The organism is Pseudomonas sp. UBA3153, from assembly GCF_002364635.1.
In the GTDB taxonomy this organism is placed as follows: Bacteria; Pseudomonadota; Gammaproteobacteria; order Pseudomonadales; family Pseudomonadaceae; genus Pseudomonas_O; species Pseudomonas_O kuykendallii.
This window is the reverse complement of record NZ_DEYR01000002.1, coordinates 1-22996: the sequence shown is the minus strand read 5'-3', so window position 1 is coordinate 22996 and position 22996 is coordinate 1. Positions and strand designations below refer to the sequence as shown.

The following is a 22996-nucleotide window of genomic DNA, read 5'->3' as shown; positions in this document are numbered from 1 at the left end:
CATGACCGACCACCCCCATCCCCGCCGCCCGCGCTGGCGCAGTCTGGCGCTGCTCGCCGTGCTGCTGGCCCCCCTGCTGTGGCCGCTGCATCACCTCGCCGAGCGCTATTACCGCAGCGAACTGGCCGAGCAGAATCGCCAGACGCTCGACCTCTATGTCGCCAACTTGCTCGGCACCCTGCGCCGCTACGAGGTGCTGCCGCCGATTCTTGGCGACCTGCCGCCACTGCGCGCCGTGCTCGACCAGCCCGCCAGCGGGCCGACCCACGAGGCCGCCAATCGCCTGCTGTCGCAGTTGCGCGAGCAGACCGGTGCCGAGGTGATCTACCTGATGGATGCCGCCGGCAACACCCTGGCGGCGTCCAACTGGGACCAGCCGGACAGCTTCATCGGTCGCAACTTCGCCTTCCGGCCGTACTTCCGCGAGGCCATTGCCGGCCAGCAGGGGCGCTTCTTCGGCCTCGGCACCACGTCCGGCAAGCGTGGCTACTACTTCGCCTCGGCGGTGAGGGAAGGCGAGCGGGTGCTCGGGGCGCTGGTGGTCAAGGTCGACCTGGACATCACCGAAGTGCCCTGGGGAAACACCCCCGAGCAATTGCTGGTGACCGACCACCACGGCGTGGTGATCCTCACCTCGCGGGCGCAGTGGCGTTACCGGGCCAGCCGTCCGTTGTCGGTGCGCGAGCGCGACGAGATCGCCGACAACCAGCCCTACCCGACCCGCGAACCCGTCCCCCTGCAATTGAAGAGCGACGCCTGGATGGCGCAGAGCCGGGTGCTGCAGGAAACCGGCTGGACGGTGAATATCCTCGCGCCGCGCTCGATGATCGAGCGACGCGTGCAGACCAGCGTGGCGATCGGCGGCGGCGCCCTGCTCCTGCTGATGCTGATGCTCGGTCTGATGATGCAGCGCCGCCGTCACTACCTGGAACGGATCGCCTTCGACAGCCGCGCGCGCCAGGAACTGGAGAGCCGCGTGCTGGAGCGGACCCATGACCTGGAAACCCTCAACAGCCGGCTGAAGGACGAGGTGCTCGAACGCGAGCACGCCCAGCAGGAAGCCGCCCGCGCCCAGGATGAGCTGGTGCAGGCCGGCAAGCTCTCGGTGCTCGGCACCATGAGCGCGAGCATCAGCCACGAGCTCAACCAGCCACTGGCGGCGATCCGCAGCTACGCCGAGAACGCCGCCGTGCTGCTCGACCACCAGCGCATCGATGACGCGCGCGGCAACCTCAAGCTGATCGGCGAACTGACCGGGCGCATGGCTTCGATCATCGCCCACCTGCGCGCTTTCGCCCGGCGCGACCGGCACGCGCCGGAAAGCGTCGCCCTGCAGCCGGCCCTGGACGATGCCCTGGCCCTGCTGGCGCAGCGTCGGCGGGCGATGGAGGTGGAGCTGATCCGCGATCTGCCGGATGCGCCGCTGTGGGTGCAGGCCGGTGAAACCCGCCTGCGCCAGGTACTCGGCAACCTGCTCGCCAACGCCCTCGACGCACTGACCGCCAAGGCCCCGCCGCGGCGCCTGTGGCTGAACGCCGAGCAGACCACCGACGGCGTCGAGCTGCGTATTCGCGACAACGGCCCGGGCTTCACTGAGGAGGCCCTGCAGCGCGCCCGCGAGCCGTTCTTCACCACCAAGACCAGCACACAGGGCCTCGGCCTCGGGCTGGCGATCTGCGATACCCTGATGCGCGCCCTGGGGGGCGAGCTGCTGCTTGCCAACCATCCCGAGGGCGGTGCCCTGCTCACCCTGCGCCTGCGCGCCGCCGCGCCCGGCGTCAACCCGCACCCGCCGGAGGACTTTGCATGAGTACCGATTCGCCGATCGATGGCCGCGTCGAGGTCCTGCTGATCGACGACGACCCGCACCTGCGCCAGGCCCTCAGCCAGACCCTGGACCTGGCCGGGCTCAAGGTACTCGCACTGGACAGCGCCGACGGCGTCGGCGATCGCCTGGACGCCGACTGGCCGGGCGTGGTGGTCAGCGATATCCGCATGCCCGGCGTCGATGGCCTGCAGCTGCTCGAAGCGCTGCACGCCAAGGACCCCGGCCTACCGGTGCTGCTGATCACCGGGCACGGCGACGTACCGCTGGCGGTGCAGGCGATGCGCGCCGGCGCCTACGATTTCCTCGAGAAACCCTTCCCCAGCGAGAACCTGCTGGACAGCGTGCGCCGCGCCCTCGACCTGCGCCGCCTGCAACTGGACAACCGCAGCCTGCGCCTGGCCCTGGCCGACCGCCATGAACTGTCCGGCCGGCTGCTCGGCCAGTCGGCGCCGACCCGTCGCCTGCGCGAGCAGATCGGCGCGCTGGCGGCGACCAACGCCGACGTGCTGATCCTGGGCGAAACCGGTTCCGGCAAGGAGGTCGTGGCGCGCGCCCTGCACGAGCTCTCGGCACGACGCAATGGCCCCTTCGTCGCGATCAATGCCGGCGCGCTGGCCGAGTCGGTGGTGGAAAGCGAGCTGTTCGGCCATGAGGCCGGCGCCTTCACCGGGGCGCAGAAACGCCGCATCGGCAAGTTCGAGCACGCCAACGGCGGCACCCTGTTCCTCGACGAGATCGAGAGCATGAGCCTCGACGTGCAGGTCAAGCTGCTGCGCCTGCTGCAGGAGCGCATCGTCGAACGGATGGGCTCGAACCAGCTGATCCCGCTGGATATCCGCGTCATCGCCGCGACCAAGGAAGACCTGCGCCAGGCCGCCGACCAGGGCCGCTTTCGCGCCGATCTGTACTACCGGCTGAACGTCGCGCCGCTGCGCATTCCGCCGTTGCGCGAGCGCGGCGAGGACGCGCTGCTGCTGTTCGAGCATTTCGCCGAAGCCGCCAGCGCGCGGCACAAGCTGCCGCGGCGCGAGTTGCAGCCGCTGCAAAGGGCGATGCTGCTGCGGCATGCCTGGCCGGGCAACGTGCGCGAACTGCAGAACGCCGCCGAGCGTTTCGCCCTCGGCCTGGAACTGGCGCTGGACAACCATGCGCCGAGCCTGCCGGCGGTGCAGGGCGGCCTCGGCGAACAGGTCGAGGCCTTCGAGCGGGCGTTGATCGCCGCCGAGTTGAGCCGACCGCACGGGTCGATGCGCAGCCTCGCCGAAGCCCTCGGCCTGCCGCGCAAGACCCTGCACGACAAACTGCGCAAGCACGGTCTGCATTTCGGCGAAGGCAGCGATGAAAGTGACTGAGCGGTCAGCCGAATAGCGTTTCGCCACCTTGATCGGCGGCGCGCCATTTACTGTTCTTCCTGCGACACCCCGCCACGGCGCCGCTCGTCGCCTTGACTCAGATCATCCTGCGCCAAGGTAGTGCGCGCCCAATGGAATCAGCTAACCGATTCCGGAGGGCATCATGGAACGACAAACGACGCGCAAGCTGCGCCTCGGCGCACTCACCGCACTGGTCATCGGCTCGATGGTCGGCGGCGGCATCTTCTCACTGCCACAGAACATGGCGGCCAGCGCCGGCGCCGGCGCGGTACTGATCGGCTGGGCGATCACCGCGGTGGGCATGCTCACCCTGGCGCTGGTGTTCCAGAACCTCGCGGTGCGCAAGCCCGAGCTGGACACCGGGGTCTACGCCTACGCGAAAGCGGGCTTCGGCGACTACATGGGTTTCTCGTCCGCCTGGGGCTACTGGATCAGCGCCTGGATCGGCAACGTCAGCTACTTCGTGCTGCTGTTCGCCACCTTGGGCTACTTCTTCCCGGTCTTCGGCGAAGGCAACACGCCGGCCTCGATCATCGGCGCCTCGCTGCTGCTCTGGGGCGTGCACTTCCTGGTCCTGCGCGGAATCCACGAGGCGGCGCTGGTCAACCTGATCACCACCGTGGCGAAGATCGTCCCGCTGCTGATCTTCATCGTCATCACCGCCCTGGCCTTCAACGTCGACCTGTTTACCGCGGACTTCTGGGGTAAAGGCAACCCCGACCTGGGCAGCGTGCTGAACCAGGTGCGCGGGATGATGCTGGTCACCGTCTGGGTGTTCATCGGCATCGAGGGCGCCAGCATCTACTCGGCGCGCGCCGAACACCGCAGCGAGGTGGCAAAGGCCACCGCGATCGGCTTCTACAGCGTGCTCCTGCTGCTGGTACTGGTGAACGTACTGTCCATGGGCGTGCTCGGGCAGGCCGAGCTGGCGGCGCTGAAGAATCCGTCGATGGCAGGCGTACTGGAACATGTGGTCGGCCACTGGGGCGCGGTGCTGATCAGCGTCGGGCTGGTGGTCTCGCTGACCGGCGCGCTGCTGTCCTGGACGCTGCTCTGCGCGGAGATCCTCTTCGCCGGCGCACGCGACCACACCATGCCGAACTTCCTCAAGAAGGAGAACGCCAACGGTGTCCCGGCGAATGCGCTGTGGCTGTCCAACGGGCTGATCCAGCTGTTCCTGATCATCACCCTGTTCAACTCGGCGACCTACCTCAACCTGCTCTACCTCGCCACCTCGATGATCCTGGTGCCGTACTTCTGGTCGGCCGCCTACGCCGCACTGCTCGCCCTGCGTGGTGAGACCTACGAGCAGGCCGCCGGCGCACGCCGCCGCGACCTGGCGATCGGCGCGGTGGCGGTGCTCTACGCGGTCTGGCTGCTCTACGCCGGCGGCCTCAAGTACGTGCTGCTGTCGGCCCTGCTGTACGCACCCGGCGCGCTGTTCTTCGCCAAGGCCAAGCGCGAACAGGGCCAGCCAGTCTTCACCGGCGTGGAAAAAGTCATCCTCGCCGCGGTGCTGGTCGGCGCGGCCGTCGCCGCCTACGGCCTCTACGACGGCTTCCTCAGCCTTTGATCCACCCGGTTCAAGGAGAACCTCCATGTCCAACCCCACAGAAAAACTCGGCGTGCACTCCGAAGCCGGCAAGCTGCGCAAGGTGATGGTCTGCGCGCCCGGCCTCGCGCACCTGAGGCTCACGCCGGACAACGCCGACGAACTGCTCTTCGACGATGTCATCTGGGTCAGCCAGGCCAAGCGCGACCACTTCGACTTCGTCACCAAGATGCGCGAGCGCGGCGTCGAGGTGCTGGAGATGCACAACCTGCTCACCGAGACGGTGAAGAACCCGCAGGCGCTGAAATGGATTCTCGATCACAAGCTCGCCGTCGACCTGGTCGGCGTCGGCCTGCAGGACGAGCTGCGCAGCTGGATGGAAGGCCTGGAGCCGCGCACGCTGGCGGAGTTCCTCATCGGCGGGGTGTCGGCCACCGACCTGAAGGGCAGCCACGGCGGCGAGATGATCCGCCTGTTCCGCGACTACCTCGGCCACAGCAGCTTCCTGCTGCCGCCGCTGCCCAACACCGTGTTCACCCGCGACACCACCTGCTGGATCTACGGCGGGGTCACGCTAAACCCGATGTACTGGCCGGCGCGCCGCCAGGAAACCCTGCTCGCCGCGGCGATCTATCGCTTCCACCCGGAATTCGCCGGCGCCGACTTCCAGGTCTGGTACGGCGACCCTGAAGTCGACCACGGCCAGGCGACCCTGGAAGGCGGCGACGTGATGCCGATTGGCAACGGCGTGGTGCTGATCGGCATGGGCGAGCGCAGTTCGCGCCAGGCCATCGGCCAGCTCGCGCAGTCGCTGTTCCGCAACGGCGCGGCCGAGCGGGTGATCGTCGCCGGGCTGCCGAAGTCGCGCGCCTCCATGCACCTGGACACGGTGTTCAGCTTCTGCGACCGCGACCTGGTCACGGTCTTCCCCGCCGCGGTGAACGCCATCGTGCCCTTCAGCCTGCGCCCGGACGAAAGCAAGCCCGGCGGCATCGACATCCGCCGCGAGGAGAAAGGCTTCGTCGACGTGGTGGCCGGGGCACTCGGCCTGCCGCAGCTGCGCACCATCGAGACCGGCGGCGACAGCTTCGAGGCCGAACGCGAACAGTGGGACGACGGCAACAACGTGGTCGCCCTGGAGCCCGGCGTCGTCATCGCCTACGACCGCAACACCTTCACCAACACCCGCCTGCGCAAGGCCGGGGTGGAGGTCATCACCATCGACGCCAGCGAGCTGGGCCGCGGCCGTGGTGGCGGCCACTGCATGACCTGCCCGATCGTCCGCGACCCCATCGACTACTGATACGACAGCGCGCGGTCCCGGCCGCGCGCCGCTCGACACAAGGAACAGCGACCATGGCCTTCAACATCCACAACCGCAGCCTGCTCAGCCTGATGCACCACAGCGAACGCGAACTCTGCTACCTGCTCGACCTGTCGCGGGACCTCAAGCGCGCCAAGTACACCGGCACCGAACGCCAGCACCTGAAAGGCAAGAACATCGCGCTGATCTTCGAGAAGACCTCCACGCGCACCCGCTGCGCCTTCGAGGTGGCGGCCTACGACCAGGGCGCCAACGTCACCTACATCGACCCGAACTCCTCGCAGATTGGCCACAAGGAGAGCATGAAGGACACCGCCCGCGTGCTCGGGCGGATGTACGACGCCATCGAGTACCGCGGCTTCAAGCAGGCCATCGTCGAGGAACTGGCGAAATACGCCGGGGTGCCGGTGTTCAACGGCCTGACCGACGAATACCACCCGACGCAGATGATCGCCGACGTGATGACCATGCGCGAACACAGCGACAAGCCGATGCATTCGATCAGCTACGCCTACCTGGGCGACGCGCGGTTCAACATGGGCAAGTCGCTGTTGCTGATCGGTGCCAAGCTCGGCATGGACGTGCGTATCGGCGCGCCCAAGGCGCTGTGGCCGAGCCAGGAACACATCGACGCCTGCCAGGCCTTCGCCGACGCCAGCGGCGCCACCCTGACGCTCACCGAGGACCCGTTGGAGGCGGTCAAGGGCGTCGATTTCATCCACACCGACGTCTGGGTCTCCATGGGTGAACCGGTGGAAGCCTGGGCCGAGCGCATCGGCCAGCTGCTGCCGTACCAGGTCAACGCCGCGCTGATGAAGGCGGCGGGCAACCCGCGGGTGAAGTTCATGCACTGCCTGCCGGCGTTCCACAACTCGGAAACCAAGGTCGGCCAGCAGATCGCCGCGCAGTATCCGAACCTCGCCAACGGCATCGAAGTGACCGAGGACGTCTTCGAGTCGCCGGCCAACATCGCCTTCGAGCAGGCGGAAAACCGCATGCACACGATCAAGGCGATCCTCGTCTCGACCCTCGCCGAAATCTGACCCCCGCGCCCGCTACGCCCGACGGGTGCGCGGCGGGCCTGACAAGGAGAACCCCATGCGCATCGCCATCGCCCTGGGCGGCAACGCCCTGCTTCGCCGCGGCGAACCCCTGAGCGCGGAAAACCAGCGCGGCAACGTGCGCCTCGCCTGCACGCAGATCGCCAAGGTGGCGGCCGGCAACCAGTTGGTCATCGCCCACGGCAACGGCCCGCAGGTCGGCCTGCTGGCCCTGCAGGGCGCCGCCTACAAGGACGTCGCCAGCTATCCGCTGGACGTCCTCGGCGCCGAAACCGAGGGCATGATCGGCTACATGATCGAACAGGAACTGGGCAACCTGCTGCCCCTCGAGGTGCCCTTCGCCACCCTCCTCACCCAGGTCGAGGTGGACGCCGCGGACCCGGCGTTCGCCGCGCCGAGCAAACCGATCGGCCCGGTGTATACGCGCGCCGACGCCGAACGCCTGGCCGCCGAAAAGGGCTGGAGCATCGCCGCCGACGGCGAGCACTTCCGCCGCGTGGTCGCCAGCCCCAGGCCCAAGCGGATCTTCGAGCTGCGCCCGCTGAGCTGGCTGCTGGAGAAGGGCTGCGTGGTGATCTGCGCCGGCGGCGGCGGCATCCCGGTGCGCTACGACGCCGAGGGCAAGCTCGAAGGCGTCGAGGCGGTGATCGACAAGGACCTCTGCTCCGCGTTGCTGGCCCGGCAACTGGAGTGCGACCTGCTGGTGATCGCCACCGACGTCGACGGCGTCTACCTGGACTGGGGCACGCCCGACAAGCGCGCCATCGCCCAGGCGCGCCCGGACGATCTCGACGCTCTGGACTTCGCCGCCGGCTCCATGGGGCCGAAAGTGCAGGCCGCCTGCGAGTTCGCCCGGCAGACCGGCAAGCCGGCGGTGATCGGCTCGCTGGCCGATATCGAAGCCATCGTCGCCGGAAGCGCCGGGACCCGCGTCGACCTCGGCGCCGCCGCCCTCACCTACCGCTGATCCCGCCACCGCGCGAAGGCCGCCCGGCCTTCGCGGCCTTTTCGCCGCGCCCCGCCACGCGACTTGCCGACGGATTCAGTGACTCGACGGTCACCGAATTCGTCAGCATGTACATTCGCTTGATCCGACCGCCCCATGAACGGGGCGGCAGACGCCCGATTCAACGCCAATAATCGACAGACCGGGGTTTCCCGGCACTGTCTTCCTTGCGTGAGGAGCTATTCGAGTCATGTCTCGCCTACCCGTCATCGTCGGCTTCGGTGGTTACAACTCCGCGGGCCGCAGCTCGTTTCACCACGGCTTCCGCCGCACCGTCATCGAATCGCTGGACGCCCAGGCGCGCCAGCAGACACTGACCGGCCTGGCCGTGATGATGAAGCTGGTCAGCGTGGTCGACGGCGAATACCGCGACGCCGACGGCGCCGCGCTGACGCCGGCGCAGATCGAAGAGCGCTTCGGCGGGCAGATTCTCGCCTCCACGCTGATCCGCCGGATCGAGAAGCAGCACCTCGACGTGAACGCCGCGCACTGGCACAAGAACCTCGAGATCGGCGGCGCCAACGGCCAGCCACTGAGCTTCACGGTGGCCGCCAAGCAATTGCCGGAGCCGCTGCCGGCGAACTGGTCGGTGGAGCCGATCAGCGACACCGAGGTCTGCGTCACCCTGCACGAGCGCTGCGAGATCAAGGTCGACAGCTACCGCGAGCTGCCGGTTAAATCCGCCGGCCAGTTGCCCACCGGCTTCGAGCCCGGCGAACTGTACAACTCGCGCTTCCACCCCCGCGGCCTGCAGATGACCGTGGTCGGCGTCACCGACGCGCTGCGCTCGGTGGGCATCGACTGGGCGCGCATCGTCGAACGCGTCGCGCCCGGCGAAATTGCCGTGTTCTCCGGCAGCCTGATGACCCAGATGGACGAGTACGGCAACGGCGGGCTGCTGCAGTCGCGCCTGCGCGGGCACCGGGTCAGCGCCAAGCAGCTGCCACTCGGTTTCAACAGCATGCCCACCGACTTCATCAACGCCTACGTGCTGGGCAGCGTCGGCGAAACCGGGACCATCACCGGCGCCTGCGCGACCTTCCTCTACAACCTGCAGAAAGGCATCGAAGGCATTGCCTCGGGCCGCTCGCGGGTCGTCGTGGTGGGCAACAGCGAAGCCCCGATCCTTCCCGAATGCATCGAAGGCTACGCGGCCATGGGCGCGCTGGCCACCGAGGAAAACCTGCGCCTGATCGAAGGCCGCGACGACGTCGACTTCCGCCGCTCCAGCCGCCCGTTCGGGCAGAACTGCGGCTTCACCCTGGCCGAATCCAGCCAGTACGTGGTGCTGATGGACGACGAGCTGGCGCTGGAGCTGGGCGCCGACATCCACGGCGCTGTGCCGGACGTGTTCATCAACGCCGACGGCTTCAAGAAGTCGATCTCCGCCCCCGGTCCCGGCAACTACCTGACCATGGCCCAGGCCGTGGCCGCCGCCAGCCAGCTGGTCGGCCTCGACGGCGTGCGCCAGCGCAGCTTCATCCACGCCCACGGCTCCAGCACGCCGGCCAACCGGGTCACCGAGTCGCAGCTGCTCGACCGCGTCGCCGCGGCGTTCGGCATCGAGGACTGGCCGGTGACCGCGGTGAAGGCGTTCGTCGGGCATTCCCTGGCGCCGGCCAGCGGCGACCAGTTGATCTCAGCCCTGGGCAGCTTCAAGTACGGGATCATTCCCGGCATCAAGACCATCGACGCGGTGGCCGACGATGTGCACCGCGAGCACCTGCGCATCCTCACCGAGGACGCCGCGGTGGGCGAACAGGCGCTGGACGTCTGCTTCATCAACTCCAAGGGCTTCGGCGGCAACAACGCCAGCGCCTACGTGCTGGCCCCGCGGTTGGTCGAGAAGATGCTGCGCAAACGCCACGGCGAAGCGGCCTTCGCCGCCTACAGCGAGCGCCGCGAGCAGACCCGCGCGGCGGCCGCCGCCTACGAGAGCCGCGCGCTGAACGGCCAGTTCGACGTCATCTACAACTTCGGCCAGGACCTCATCGACGACAGCGAGATCGACATCAGTGCCGACGGCGTCAAGGTGCCGGGCTTCGCCAAGCCGCTCGCCTACAAGCAGGACGCGCGCTACCGCGACATGCTCGAGGACTGACGCGTCCGGCCGCGCGCATGTAGGCGCGCGCGGCGCTTACGCCACCAGATCACCAGCCCGGTCAGCGCCAGCACGGCGATCGCCAGGCCGAGCACGGCGATCAGCACCCGTCCCGCGAAGCCAAAGATGCGTCCGCCGTGGATCGGCAGCTGCAACCGATAGAAGCGTTCGCCCCAACTGCCCTGGCCGGGAATCTCCTGGCCGAGCAGGCGTCCGTCGCTGCCGTCGAAGAACAGCCAGGCGTTGCCTTGGTCGCTGGCGTGGTCGCCGAAACCGGCACCGTAGAAGTGGTATTCGAAGCTGTAGTACAGCTCGGTGATCGGCGCGCTCAGGCTGAGCCGCCGGCCATGCGCCTCGGCGTAGCCATAGGCCTGATCGTAGCCGTAGGTGGTGGCGCCCAATTGCTCCTTCGGCAGCCGCGCGCGGGCTTCGTAGACGCTCGGAGCGACCGGTGAAAGCAGCGAAACCACGGGCTTGAACACCGGTTCGGCGAGGTTCATCGCTACGCTGCTCAGCGCCACCGGCGTCAGCAGCAGCCGCCCTCGGTGGGTTTGAGCAGCGTCACGTCGAAGTTGCCGGTGGTGCCGTTGTAGGCCGGCGAGGTGTTGGGGTTGAACGAATCCGAGTAGCTGACATAGGGCGAAAGGCCGTTGTCGAAGGCGTAGAGCACGCCGATACGCCCGGTGAGCTTGCTCTCCTTGTCGCTGTCCGATTGGTCGCCGTAGATCGAATTGGTCTGCTCGAACGAGGTCTCCACCCAGTCCTGGCGCAGGCCGAGGGAGAAGCGCCAGCGGTCGAGGGCGATCAGGTCCTGCAGGTAGAGGCCAGTCTGCTCCAGGCGGCGGCTCTCGTCGTACTGGTGGTAGAAGCTGTAGGTCACCTCGGGCCGCACCCCGGTATAGGGGTTGACCGCGCTGGCGGTGCCACCGTCGTAGTTCACCCGCGCCTTGCGCCGCTGGTAGTCGAGGCAGGTGACCAGGGTGTGCTCGAGCGCTCCGGTGGCGAACTCGAACTGCATCTGGTTATCCACGCTCCAGGCGTGCAACGCCTCCTGGGCACCGGTGTAGGCGCGATAGAGGTCGCCATCGGCGCCGTAGCCATACTGGGTCGTGTAGCCGTACTGGTAGACCTGTTCGGAATCCACGCGCGAATCCAGGTACTGGAAGTTCTGCCGCGCGGACACCAGGTCGTTGAAGCGGTGTTCGAGCTGGTAGCCGAGCATCTGCTGGTCGCGCTCGAATTTCTCGCGGTCGTCCTCGCCCTCGAAGAAGTGCGTGGAGATGCGTTGCCCGTTGTGCTGATAAACAGTTCCGTCGGCCGGCAGGCCGCCGTGATAGCCACTTTTTGGGTCGTGCTGGAGCATCGCCAGCAGGGTCAGGCGGGTGTCGTCGGTGAAATCGATGCTCAACGAGGGCATCAGCGCGTAACGCTGCTCTTCGATGCCATCCACCTGGTTGTCGGCGTCCTTGACCACCCCGACCAGCCGGTAGGCCATGCGCTGCTCGTCGCCCAGCGGGCCGGTGAAGTCGAAGGCGCCCTGCTTGAAGTCGTTGCTGCCCAGGGTCAGCTGCAGCTGGCGGTGCGCCTCGTATTCCGGCTTCTTGCTGGTCAACGCCACCAGCCCGCCCGGATTGCTGCGCCCATAGAGCACCGACGACGGCCCCTTCAGCACGTCGATGCGCTCGAGGAAATAGGGGTCGACCTGCAGGCTGCTGTAGGTGCCGCTGTCGCCGAGCATCTTCTGCCCGTCGAGGAACAGGTTGTCCACCGAACCGTCGTTGATCCCGCGCAGCGCCACGTAGTCGTAACGGGTCGTGGCGCCGTAGGGCGTACTCATCAGGCCCGGCGTGTAGCGCAGGGCCTGGGCGACCGTCTGCGAGCCCTGATCGTCCATCTGCTGGCGGGTGACCACCGAGACGCTCTGCGAGGTTTCCAGCAACGGCAGGCTGGTCTTGGTCGCCACGCTGCTGTGGGTGGCGTTGTAGCCCTCCATCGAACCCAGCGCGTTACCCAGGCTGCCCTGCACGTGCAGCGTCTGCAGCTCGACCGGTGCGCTTTCCGCCACCAGCGAATAGTTGCCCTGGGCATCGCGTACCGCGCGCAGGCCGCTGCCGCGAAGCAGCGCGGCGAAACCCTGGTCGACCGCGTATTCACCGCGCAGCCCGCTGGAGTTCAAGCCTTGCACCAGGTTGCCATCCACCGACAGCAGCACCCCGGCGTCGCCGGCGAAGCGGCTCAGCGCGCTGGACAGCGGCCCGGCGGGGATCTCGTAGCGGCGGGCGTCGGTTTCGGCGGCACTCGCCGGCGGTGCGGCGAGAATACTCAGCGGCAGCGCGATGACGGCGGCACGGACGGCGCGCGTCAGCGGACGCGGTGTGCAAGGCAGAGAGCGGGAGCGCATGGCAGGACCTTTGTTCTCGTTGAAGGGCGGTGATTGCCTCTAAAGCCAAGCGAGAACGAAAAAGGGGAACCGCCCGAACGATTTTTTTTGCTGCCGCGCATCAGGCCGGCTCCAGGCTCACCCACCATGGCAAGCGACGCTGCACGCGCACCGGCAGGGTGCCGGCGAGCGCATCGAGCACGCGCTCGGTATCGGCCAGCGGGAAGGCGCCGACCACGCGCAGCCCGGCGATGCGCGGATCGCAGCCTAGGTAGCCGTGGCGGTAGCGGCCCAGTTCGGCGAGGAACGCGTCGAGGCGCATGTCGTCGGCCAGCAGCATGCCGCCGGACCAGGCCTGCGCGGCGCGTTGCAGCGGTCCGCTGGTGACCGCCCCGGCGGAGGAAAACCGCCATTGCCGGCCGGCCGACAGCGGCGTCGCCGCCGACCCTGCGCCGCGCAGCATGAAGTCGCCGGCATACAGGCTGAGCTGGGTTTCACCGTCGAGCTGGCGCAGCGAAAAGTGCGCGCCCCGCTCGCTGCGCAGCACGCCCTCGGCACTGCGCACCAGCAACGGCCGGCGTTCCGTCGGGGCGTCGACGAGGATCTCGCCGCGGTACAGCGACAGGGTCCGCGCGGCATCGTCGAACGCGATGTCGACCGCGCTGTCGGTGTTCAGCCACAGCTGCGAGCCGTCGGCCAGGCGCAGGTCGCGGATTTCGCCAACCGCGCTGCGCTGGCTGGCGAACCAGCCGCGCGCGCCCAGGCGATCGACGCCGAGCCAGGCCAGCGCGCCACCGCCGCAGAGCACGCTCAGGGTCCTCAACGCCTGCCGGCGACCGCAGCGGCTGCCGAGCATACTGGCGGCCGCGCGACCGCCGGGCTCGCTGGAGAGACGCTGCAGCTGGCCGCTGAGACGTTCAACCTTGCGCCAGGCATGGGCGTGATCCGGTTGCGCCAGCCAGGCCTGCCAGGCCTGCCGCTCGTCCTCGCCCACGCGCCCGGAATGCAGCACGGCGAACCAGTCCGCCGCTTCCTGCAACACGCGGAAATTCTGGCTCATCAGGCGTCGTCCATCAGCGTCAGGCACTGCAGCATCGCCTGCGCCATGTACTTCTTCACCATCCGCTCGGAGACGCCCAGCTCGCCGGCGATCTGCACGTAGGTGAGGCCGTGCAGCTGGGAGAGCAGAAAGGCGCGGCGGACCTTTTCCGGCAGCCGCGCCAGCAGCGTATCCACCTGCAGCAGCGTCTCGACGATCAGCGCGCGGGTTTCCGGCGAGGGCGCCAGTGTCTCCGGTTGCAGCGCAAGCGCATCGAGATACGCCTGCTCGATCTGCCGGCGCCGCCAGTGGTTGACCAGCAGGCTTTTGGCGATGGTGTGCAGGTAGGCACGTGGCTCGCGGATGGTGGCGACGTCGTGATCGCGGGCGAGCACGCGGAGGAAGGTGTCCTGGGCGAGGTCGGCGGCGTTATGCGCGCATCCGAGCTGGTGCCTCAGCCAGCCTTGCAGCCAGCCGTGGTGATCGGCATAGAGCCGCTGCAGGTCGTTCGGCCTGACTATGCCTTCGCTGTTCATAGAAATCCCCCGACCCTTTCGGGCAAATGATAATTAATATCATAAAGGGCTTCCAGCGGCGATCAGTCCAGCCGTTGCGCCAGCCGCACCAGGTCGTCGCGCCAGTCCACCGCCTTCGGCAGGGCGAGGAAATGCGGGTTGAGGTAGGACTCGCGTGGTTCGTAGGTCAGCGGCTCGCCGGCGATGCCGAGCACCTCGCCGCCCGCGCCTTCGAGCACGCCCTGGGCCGCCGCGGTGTCCCACTGCGAGGTGGGTGCCAGGCGCGGATAACAGTCGGCCGCGCCCTCGGCCAGCAGGCAGAACTTCAACGAGCTGCCGACGCTGGCCAGTTGCAGGTCGCCGAAGCGCTCGCTCAGCCCCTGCAGCAGGCGTTCCTGCGCCGGGCTGGAATGGCGACGGCTGGCGACTACGGTGAAACGCTCCGCCGGCTGCGCGCGCACGGCGATCGGCATGGGCGCGCCATCGCGCTCGCACATGAACGCACCGCTGCCGGCGCCGCCGTAATAGCAGCGCCCGGAACAGGGAATCCCGACCACACCGAAGAGCACGCGGCCACGCTCGATCAGGGCGACGTTGACGGTGAATTCCTCGGAGCCGGCGATGAACTCCTTGGTGCCGTCCAGCGGGTCGACCAGCCACCAGCGCTGCCAGCGTTCGCGCTCGCCCAGGGCGATCTCGCAATCCTCCTCGGACAGCACCGGAATCGTCGGATCGAGCGCGCGCAGGCCGTCCGCCAGCACCTGATGGGCGGCGAGGTCGGCGGCGGTGACCGGCGAGGCGTCGGACTTTTCCCGCACCGCCAGGTCGCTGCGCCAGTAGGGCATGATCGCCGCGCCGGCGCGCTGCACCAGCTCGATCACCTCTGCCAGTAGGGCGGCGCTCACAGAACGAACTCGCCGCGCTGGCCGAGCAGGTCGCGCGCCAGGTACAACGCCGCCAGGGCGCGGCCCTCGCTGAACTGCGGGTGCTGCACCAGGCTCGACAGTTCGCGCAGGTTGACCTGGCTGACGCCCAGCGGCTCGGGCTCGTCGCCCGGCAGGCTTTCCGGGTAGAGGTCGCGCGCCAGCACCACCTGGATCTTCTGGCTCATGTAGCCCGGCGACAGCGACAGCTCGGTGAGGTATTCCAGGCGCCGCGCGCCGAAGCCGGCCTCTTCCTTGAGCTCACGCTCGGCGGCGACCAGCACGTCCTCGCCCGGCTCGATGAGGCCCTTGGGCAGCGACAACTGGTAGTCGTCGGTGCCCGCGCAATACTCCTCCACCAGCAGCGCATGGTCGCTGTCGGCCAGCGCCACGATCATCACCGCGCCGTAGCCGACGCCCTTGCTGGCGAGCCGTTCGTAGGTCCGCTCGACGCCGTTGGAGAAGCGCAACTGCAGCTCCTCGACGGAAAACAGGCGACTTTTGGCGACGATCTCGCGGGCGAGTACGGTGGGTTTCTGACGCATGGGCTGACTCCTTGGCGCGAACGGGTATCATACCGCGCCTTTCCCGATTATCCCCGTCGGAGATTCACCGCCCAGCGCGACCGGCCGCGAGGAACCCGCCATGACCACCCTGCCCTGGTCCGAAATCGATACCGTGCTGCTCGACATGGACGGCACCCTGCTCGACCTGCATTTCGACAACCACTTCTGGCTGGAGCACCTGCCGCGGCGCTACGCCGAGCATCACGGCGTGTCCGCCGAACGGGCCCGCGCGGAGCTGCTGCCGTTGTTCCGCGAGCATGCCGGCACGCTGAACTGGTACTGCACGGATTTCTGGAGCCGCGAGCTGGGCCTGTCGATCCGCGAGATCAAGCGTGAAGTGGCCCACCTGATCGCCCTGCGGCCCGACGCCGACACCTTCCTCGCCGCCGTGCGCGCCGCCGGCAAGCGGGTCGCGCTGATCACCAACGCACACCGCGATTCGCTGTCGCTGAAGATGGAGAAGGTCGCCCTGGCGCCCTATTTCGACCGCCTCATCAGCTCCCACGACTACGGCTTTCCCAAGGAAGACCAGCAGTTCTGGTTCGCCCTGCAAGAGGACTTCGGGTTCGATCCGGCGCGCAGCCTGTTCATCGACGACAGCCTGCCGATCCTGCGCAGCGCGCGACAGTTCGGCGTCGCCCAGTTGCTCGCCGTGCGCCAGCCGGACAGCCGCGGCCAGCTGCGCGACACCGAGGAGTTCGCCGCCGTCGAGGATTATCGCCAGGTGCTGCCCGGCGCCCTGGCGGAGGCCTGAGCCGTGGACATCAAGCAGCTGCGCTTTCTCATCGCCCTCGACGAGACGCGCCATTTCGGCCAGGCCGCGGCGCGCTGCCATATCACCCAGCCGACCCTGTCGATGCGCCTGCGCGGCCTGGAAGAGGAACTCGGCCTGGAGCTGGTGCGGCGCGGCCAGCGTTTCGAGGGTTTCACCGAGCCGGGCGAACGCATCCTGGCCTGGGCGCGGACCACCCTGGCGGCGGTCGACGGCCTGCAGGCGGAGGCCGCCGCCTGCCGCGGCAACCTGGTCGGCACCCTGCGCCTGGGCATGGTGCCGCTGTCCAGCTTCGACCCATTGCCGCTGCTGCGACGCCTCAACCAGCGCCACCCGAGCCTGCGCTTCCAGCTCTCGGCACTGAGTTCGGAGCAAATCCTCGAACAGCTCGCGAGCAACCGGCTGGACCTCGGCCTCTCCTACCTGGACGGGCTGGATGCGCGGCATTTCCACAGCCTGGCGCTGCTCGAGACGCGCATGGGCCTGCTCTACGATCCGGCCCACTTCACGTTCGGTGCTGGCGCGCTGAGCTGGGACGCGCTCATCAAGCTGCCGCTGGGAATGCTGTCCGGCGGCATGCACTTTCGCCAGTCCATCGACCACGCGTTCCGTTCCCGTGGGCTGAAAGTACAGCCGCTGCTGGAGACCGACGCGGTGCACCAGTTGCTCCAGGCGGTGCGCGGTGGCCTCTGCTGCGCGGTGATGCCGCTGGACAGCGGGCTCGCCGGGCTGGTGGAGAATCTTTGCCTGCACCCGATCGACGACGCCCATACGCTGGCGCCGCTGGGCCTGATCATGCGTCACAGTGAGCCGCGCTCGGCGCTCGCCGATGCCTGTTTCGCGCAGATGATCGAGCTTCTGGAGGCAGCCGGAAGCGGTTGACCGCCGGAACCCCGCCTGCGCACGCTATCTAAACAGCACGCCCTTCTGATCCGGATCGCCATGCCTCTGCCTACGCTCGACGCCCGCACCGCCCGCTTCCTGCCCTGGATCGTGGCCATCGCCTTCTTCATGCAGACCCTGGACGGGACCATCCTCATCACCGCGCTGCCGGCGATGGCCGCCGACCTCGCCGAGAACCCGCTGCGCATGCAGGGCGTGGTGATCGCCTACATGCTCACCGTGGCGCTGCTGATTCCCGCCTCCGGCTGGATCGCCGACCGCTTCGGCACGCGGCGGATCTTCTTCGCCGCGATCCTGCTGTTCAGCGTCGGTTCGCTGCTCTGCGCCCTCTCGCACAACTTCAGCCAACTAGTCTGCGCCCGTGTGCTGCAGGCCATTGGCGGCGCGCTGATGATGCCGGTGGGACGCCTGGTGGTGCTGCGCGCCTACCCGCGCAGCGACCTGGTGCGGATCATGAGCTTCATCACCCTGCCCGGCCTGGTAGGCCCGCTGATAGGCCCGACCCTCGGCGGCTGGCTGGTGGAATACGCCTCCTGGCACTGGATCTTCCTGATCAACCTGCCGGTCGGCGCACTCGGCTGCTGGGCCGCGCTGCGCTACATGCCGGACCTGCGCGGCGCCGAACGCACGCGCTTCGACGGCGTCGGCTTCGCCCTGTTCGGCGCCGCGATGGTGCTGATCACCATCGCCCTGGAGGGCCTCGGCGAGCTGAAACTGCCACACGTGCGGGTGATGCTCCTGCTGGTCGGCGGCCTCGCCTGCCTCGCCGCCTACTGGCTGCGTGCCGGCAAGGTCGACAAACCGCTGTTCAGCCCCAGCCTGTTCGCCAACCGCAGTTTCGCCGTGGGCATCCTCGGCAACCTGTTCGCGCGCCTGGGCAGTGGCGCCCTGCCGTTCCTCACGCCGCTGCTGCTGCAGGTGGCGATGGGCTATTCGCCAGCCCAGGCCGGGATGAGCATGATCCCGCTGGCGGCCGCGGCGATGGCGATGAAGCCGCTGGCCAAGCCACTGATCGACCGTCTCGGCTACCGCACCATCCTCACCGGCAACACCCTGCTGCTCGGCATGCTGATCGCCAGCCTGGCGCTGGCCGGCGAGGGCATGCCGTACCCGCTGCTGCTGGTGCAGCTGGCCTTCATCGGCGCGATCAACTCGCTGCAGTTCACCGCGATGAACACCATCACCCTGATCGGCCTGCGCGACGAGGAAGCCAGCAGCGGCAACAGCCTGCTCTCGGTGGTGGTGCAACTGGCGATGAGCCTCGGCGTGGCCTCGGCCGCGGCGCTGCTCGGCGGCTTCACCCTCGACGACGGCGGCTCGGTGCTGCACGCCTTCCAGATGACCTTCCTGTGCATCGGCGGGCTGTCGATGCTGGCCGCGTTCATCTTCCTCCAGCTCGATGAGCGCCAGGGCCGCAACGGCACGGACATCGACAGCAAGATCGAGGTGGAAGGCTGAGGCGCGGTTCAGGCCCGTAAGGCCGTTCACGTCAGCGGTGGTCGAACCCGATCAGCCTCCTCCCTCTCCCCCAGCCCCTCTCCCATGAATGGGAGAGGGGTGCAGTACCGACGATCTTGCTACGCTGCCGGCCCGGGCTCGCGCCCGTGAGCCGCCTGGCGGCCTGAGCCGCGGGCGGCGCGCCTGTTACACTGCGCGACATTTCCGCACCCCAGGCCGCTTCCGTGACCACGACCGCTTTTTCCTCCCTACCGCTTTCCGCGGCCATGCTGGCCAACCTGGAGGCGCTCGGCTATGCGTCGATGACGCCGATCCAGGCGCAGAGCCTGCCGGTGATCCTCAAGGGCATGGACCTGATCGCCCAGGCCAAGACCGGCAGCGGCAAGACCGCCGCCTTCGGCATCGGCCTGCTGAACCCGCTCAACCCGCGCTACTTCGGCTGCCAGGCCCTGGTGCTCTGCCCGACCCGCGAACTCGCCGACCAGGTCGCCAAGGAGCTGCGCCGGCTGGCTCGCGCCGCCGACAACATCAAGATCCTCACGCTCTGCGGCGGCGTCTCCATCGGCCCGCAGATCGGCTCGCTGGAGCACGGCGCCCACGTCATCGTCGGGACGCCGGGACGCATCCAGGAGCACCTGAAGAAGGGCACGCTGAAACTCGACGGGCTCAATACGCTGATCCTCGACGAAGCCGACCGCATGCTCGACATGGGCTTCTACGACGCCATCGCCGAGATCATCGGGCAGACCCCGGCGAAGCGGCAGACGCTGCTGTTCTCCGCCACCTACCCGGCGGCGATCAAGCAGCTCTCCGCGGCGTTCATGCGCGACCCGCAGCAGGTCCGCATCGAAGCCCTGCACGATGGCGAGCAGATCGAGCAGCGCTTCTACGAGATCGCGCCCGAGCAGCGCATGGATGCCGTGCTCAAGCTGCTCGCGGCCTACCGACCGGAATCCTGCGTGGCCTTCTGCTTCACCAAGCAGCAGTGCCAGGAGCTGGTCGAGCACCTCGGCGCCCACGGCATTTCGGCGATGGCGCTGAACGGCGACCTGGAGCAGCGCGACCGCGACCAGGTGCTGGCGATGTTCGCCAACCGCAGCCTGTCGGTGCTGGTGGCCACCGATGTCGCGGCCCGCGGGCTGGACATCGATGCGCTGGACATGGTGATCAACGTCGAACTGGCGCGCGATCCGGAAATCCACATCCACCGGGTCGGCCGCACCGGGCGCGCCGGCAACAAGGGCCTGGCGATGAGCCTGGTCGCCCCCGCCGAGGCGCATCGCGCCCAGGCCATCGAGACGCTGCAGAAGGCGCCGCTCAACTGGCACCCGCTGAACAGCCTGAAACCCCGCGATGGCGCGCCGCTGCAGGCGCCGATGACAACCTTGTGCATCAATGGCGGACGCAAGGAGAAGATCCGCCCCGGCGACATCCTCGGCGCGCTCACCGGCGAGGCCGGCATTCCCGGCGCCCAGGTCGGCAAGATCGCGATCTTCGACTTCCAGGCGTTCGTCGCCGTCGAACGCGGGATCGCCCGTCAGGCGCTCAAGCGCCTCGCCGAGGGCAGGATCAAGGGCAAGTCGTTCAAGGTGCGGATGCTCTGAGGGGGGCGCATGGCGGGCCGTCGAGCGCCCGCCATGTCCGTCCGACGGCGCTGCGGCTCACTTCTTCATCTGCTGGAGCACCGGCGCGCACTGGTCGGCCTGGCCACCGCTGGGCGCCACCAGCGCCAGCAGCCCGGCCACCGGCGCAACCGCCACGCCCAGCGCGATCAGCCCCGCCCCGCGCGCCACCAGCTGCCCGGCGTGAACGCCAGGCTTCGGCTCCTTGAAGGTTCCGCGCACATAGAGCGGCGAGCGCAGCGAGATGATCCGCACGCCCTTGGACTGGGGCACGATGTCGAAATCCATCTGCTCGGTCTTCATATTCGCCCAGCCGTCGATGCGGATCACCGCGTTCTCGGTATCGAGCAGGAACACCCGGCTGCTGGCCAGGCCGTCCTTGATGCCGAGGTCGGCGGCGGCGCAGTTGATCTGCACCTCGTCATCACCGAACAACCGGCTCGCCAAATAGTTGCCGACGTTCAACCCGGCGATTTCCATCAGGCCGCGGCTGACCACGCCGTCGTTCATCAGCAGGCGCAGGTCGCCGTTGGCCGAGCCGAGCAGCGCCGCCACCGAGTTGCCGGTGCCGGCGATGCTGGCGTCGCCGTTCAGCTCGCCGAGGCTGCTCTGCATCGCCTGCACCGACGGGAACAGCTGCTTGAGCTTGAGCTGGCGCGCCTTGAGCTGCGCGCTGCCGCGCAACGGCGTCTGCCGGCCGTCGAGGACGATGTGCGTATCCAGCGTGCCGCCGGCCATGCCGAAGCGCAGCGGTTCCAGGCTCAGCGCGCCGTCGTTGAGGAGCACATGGGTGGTCAGGTCGCTGATCGGTAGCGTCTCGCCATGCACGGTCTTCCTGCCGGTGAAGCTGACGTCGGCGTCCATGCTGCGCCAGGCCTCGGTCTCGAACCGCTCGTAGGGCAGCACCTTGTCCGCCGGCTGCACACTGGATTCGCCACGGGCTTTCTTCTCTTCGTTGGAGTCGGCGCCGATCAACGGGGCCAGGTCGCTGAACAGCAACTGGTTGGAGGTCAGCGTGCCGGAAAGCTTCGGCCGCGGCTGGCGCGCGACGAAGGTCAGGCTGCCATGGATGTCGCTGTCGCCGATGCGGCCGTTGAACTCTCGGTACTCGTAGCTGGCGCCGTCGGCGTCCCGCAGCCGCGCGATCAGGCGCCCGTCGGTGGCGTATTTCGGACTGTCCGGCAGGACCACGCCGATCAGCGGCTGCAGGTTGCCGAGGCTGTCACCGGACATCCGCAGGCGCAGGTCGAGCGCGCCGAGGTTCTTCGGATCGGTGAGCGTGCCTTCCACCTGCACGCGGGTCGCGCCGGCGCGCAGATCCACCTGCACCGGGAACGGCTGGGCGGCGTCCTGCAGGGCCAGCAGGCCACCGACCTTGCCCTGGCCGCTCACGGGCTGTGCGCGATAGCTGCCCTTGGCCTGCCAGGCGAACGCGTAATCCTGCGCCGCGGCGCCCTGTTGCGTGCCGGCGTCGGCCCGCGCCTTGCCGACGATATCGCTGAACGGGATCGGCTTGCCCAGCGGCTGCACGTCGACCTGGACCTTGGCCTGCAGGGTTCGGTCGTCATAGCGCACCTGGCCCTTGTCGAAGCCGATGGTGCCGATGTCCAGCGTCCAGGGCGACGGCTCTTCGTCCTTCGGCTCGTCGCTGCCCAGATCGAAGGTCCAGTTGTCGCGGCCATCGGCGAGGCGTTCGAGTTCGGCACCGGCGGCGGTCAGCTGGATGCGCGGAATGCGCACGGTCTTCGACAGCAGGGCCAGCGGCGACAGGCTCGCCTCGACCCGCTCCAGCGCCACCAGATGATCGCCCTTGGCCCATTCAGGGTTGCCGACGCGCAGCTTCTCGGCGCTCACGTGCGGCCAGGGCACCTGCCCGCGCCAGCCTTTCTCGTCGGGCTCGCGGCGCCACTCCACGGCGAGATTTCCGTCGATGGCGAACGGCCGTCCGAGCGCCTCCGACACCTTCTCGTTGATCGTCGGCTTGGCGCGGTTCCAGTCGAAGGTGGCGACGAACACCACCAGCGCGGCCAGCAACAGCAGCAGCCCGGCAACACTCCAGATCAGAATCTTCTTTGCACGCGTCATGCGCTCCCTCCAGCCAGGCGCCGCGGACGGATGCAGCGCTCCTACCTATCGACTGGAAAACCCCGGCGATGACTCCCCGGAAGCTTCGCCAACACCCCATGGACGGCGGCCGAAAATGCACGCCCAAAGGGCACCGAAAGGGCCGGCGAATCGCTTTGGTGCAGCCTTAACTGACTGAAATGGCTGGATTTTCACCAAGCATCAATGAAGTCGATCTTTACTATTCCCTGGAACGACTTTTTGATCGAATTTTCCTGAGTAGTATTGGCTCCGTACCCCACTTATTGCCCCCCATGAGGAGCCACTCAAATGAAAACTCAAATCCTTGCAAGCGTGATTCTGGCCACCCTGACCTCCACCGCTTTCGCCCTTCCGCAGTCGCCCCAACCGTTCCTGGGCGAAGCCAAGGCCGCCAGCGCCTACCATCAGATCGTCAATCCCCAAGCCGACAGCGGCTTCGAGCGTATCGGTGGCAAAGTCGCCGACAG

16 protein-coding genes and 2 pseudogenes are annotated in these 22996 nt (G+C 68.0%); 11 read left to right on the top strand and 7 right to left on the bottom strand.

Annotation, left to right across the window (positions count from 1 at the left end):
• Position 1: 1 nt before the first annotated feature.
• The 7 genes from B2X67_RS00255 (at position 2) to B2X67_RS00225 (ending at position 10245) form a co-directional block, all read left to right on the top strand.
• Entirely contained in the window at positions 2 to 1810 is a 1809-nt protein-coding gene (locus tag B2X67_RS00255; protein WP_286784252.1) for a sensor histidine kinase, read from the top strand.
• Positions 1807 to 3180, top strand: a complete 1374-nt coding sequence (locus B2X67_RS00250; RefSeq protein WP_282344586.1) for a sigma-54-dependent transcriptional regulator — start codon at positions 1807 to 1809, stop codon at positions 3178 to 3180. Before B2X67_RS00255 ends, B2X67_RS00250 begins: the two co-directional genes overlap by 4 nt.
• A 163-nt stretch (positions 3181 to 3343) precedes the next feature.
• Positions 3344 to 4774 carry an arginine-ornithine antiporter gene (gene arcD, locus B2X67_RS00245; protein WP_286784251.1) on the top strand — a complete coding sequence of 477 codons (1431 nt, stop codon included), beginning with the start codon at positions 3344 to 3346 and terminating at the stop codon, positions 4772 to 4774.
• A gap of 25 nt (positions 4775 to 4799) precedes the next feature.
• Positions 4800 to 6056 carry an arginine deiminase gene (gene arcA / locus B2X67_RS00240; protein ID WP_286784250.1) on the top strand — a complete coding sequence of 419 codons (1257 nt, stop codon included), beginning with the start codon at positions 4800 to 4802 and terminating at the stop codon, positions 6054 to 6056.
• 53 nt (positions 6057 to 6109) lie between these two features.
• Positions 6110 to 7120, top strand: a complete 1011-nt coding sequence (locus tag B2X67_RS00235) for an ornithine carbamoyltransferase (RefSeq protein WP_090225495.1) — start codon at positions 6110 to 6112, stop codon at positions 7118 to 7120.
• A 55-nt stretch (positions 7121 to 7175) separates the two neighbouring features.
• Positions 7176 to 8105 (top strand): carbamate kinase, encoded by a 930-nt coding sequence (gene arcC / locus B2X67_RS00230; protein WP_090225493.1) that lies wholly within the window; start codon positions 7176 to 7178, stop codon positions 8103 to 8105.
• A gap of 229 nt (positions 8106 to 8334) precedes the next feature.
• Positions 8335 to 10245 (top strand): beta-ketoacyl synthase, encoded by a 1911-nt coding sequence (locus B2X67_RS00225; RefSeq protein WP_286784249.1) that lies wholly within the window; start codon positions 8335 to 8337, stop codon positions 10243 to 10245.
• Here the strand turns inward: B2X67_RS00225 and B2X67_RS00220 are convergent.
• The 6 genes and pseudogenes from B2X67_RS00220 to nudE form a co-directional block, all read right to left on the bottom strand.
• Positions 10221 to 10781, bottom strand: a pseudogene (locus B2X67_RS00220) (PepSY-associated TM helix domain-containing protein); the annotation flags it as partial. The gene B2X67_RS00225 and the pseudogene B2X67_RS00220 sit on opposite strands and share 25 nt — an antisense overlap.
• A 2-nt stretch (positions 10782 to 10783) precedes the next feature.
• Positions 10784 to 12646 (bottom strand): annotated as a pseudogene (locus B2X67_RS00215) (TonB-dependent siderophore receptor); the annotation flags it as partial.
• A 100-nt stretch (positions 12647 to 12746) separates the two neighbouring features.
• Positions 12747 to 13685 (bottom strand): FecR domain-containing protein, encoded by a 939-nt coding sequence (locus B2X67_RS00210; protein ID WP_286784248.1) that lies wholly within the window; start codon positions 13683 to 13685, stop codon positions 12747 to 12749.
• Complete coding sequence (locus B2X67_RS00205; protein WP_286784247.1) at positions 13685 to 14200, bottom strand: sigma-70 family RNA polymerase sigma factor; 516 nt, start codon at positions 14198 to 14200, stop codon at positions 13685 to 13687. The genes B2X67_RS00210 and B2X67_RS00205 overlap by 1 nt, the downstream gene beginning before the upstream one ends.
• A 62-nt stretch (positions 14201 to 14262) precedes the next feature.
• Positions 14263 to 15084, bottom strand: coding sequence for a 3'(2'),5'-bisphosphate nucleotidase CysQ (gene cysQ / locus B2X67_RS00200; protein ID WP_286784246.1), 822 nt, complete (start codon positions 15082 to 15084; stop codon positions 14263 to 14265).
• The gene (nudE, locus tag B2X67_RS00195) at positions 15081 to 15647 is read right to left on the bottom strand and encodes an ADP compounds hydrolase NudE (RefSeq protein ID WP_282343848.1); all 567 of its coding nucleotides are present in this window, start codon (positions 15645 to 15647) and stop codon (positions 15081 to 15083) included. The genes cysQ and nudE overlap by 4 nt, the downstream gene beginning before the upstream one ends.
• 100 nt (positions 15648 to 15747) lie before the next feature.
• Between nudE and yrfG the strand changes: the two genes are divergently transcribed.
• From yrfG to dbpA, 4 genes are all read left to right on the top strand, one after another.
• Positions 15748 to 16422: a GMP/IMP nucleotidase gene (yrfG, locus tag B2X67_RS00190; RefSeq protein ID WP_282343850.1), complete on the top strand. Its 675-nt coding sequence runs from the start codon at positions 15748 to 15750 to the stop codon at positions 16420 to 16422.
• Between the two features lie 3 nt (positions 16423 to 16425).
• On the top strand, positions 16426 to 17322 hold the full coding sequence (locus tag B2X67_RS00185; protein ID WP_286784245.1) for a LysR family transcriptional regulator: 897 nt from the start codon (positions 16426 to 16428) through the stop codon (positions 17320 to 17322).
• 60 nt (positions 17323 to 17382) lie between these two features.
• A complete protein-coding gene (gene mdtD, locus B2X67_RS00180; RefSeq protein WP_286784244.1) occupies positions 17383 to 18801 on the top strand; it encodes a multidrug transporter subunit MdtD in 1419 nt (472 codons plus the stop codon).
• Positions 18802 to 19025: 224 nt separating this feature from the next.
• Positions 19026 to 20405, top strand: a complete 1380-nt coding sequence (gene dbpA / locus B2X67_RS00175; protein ID WP_286784243.1) for an ATP-dependent RNA helicase DbpA — start codon at positions 19026 to 19028, stop codon at positions 20403 to 20405.
• Between the two features lie 57 nt (positions 20406 to 20462).
• Here the strand turns inward: dbpA and B2X67_RS00170 are convergent, their stop codons facing one another.
• The gene (locus B2X67_RS00170) at positions 20463 to 22508 is read right to left on the bottom strand and encodes an AsmA family protein (RefSeq protein ID WP_286784242.1); all 2046 of its coding nucleotides are present in this window, start codon (positions 22506 to 22508) and stop codon (positions 20463 to 20465) included.
• Positions 22509 to 22996: the final 488 nt, after the last annotated feature.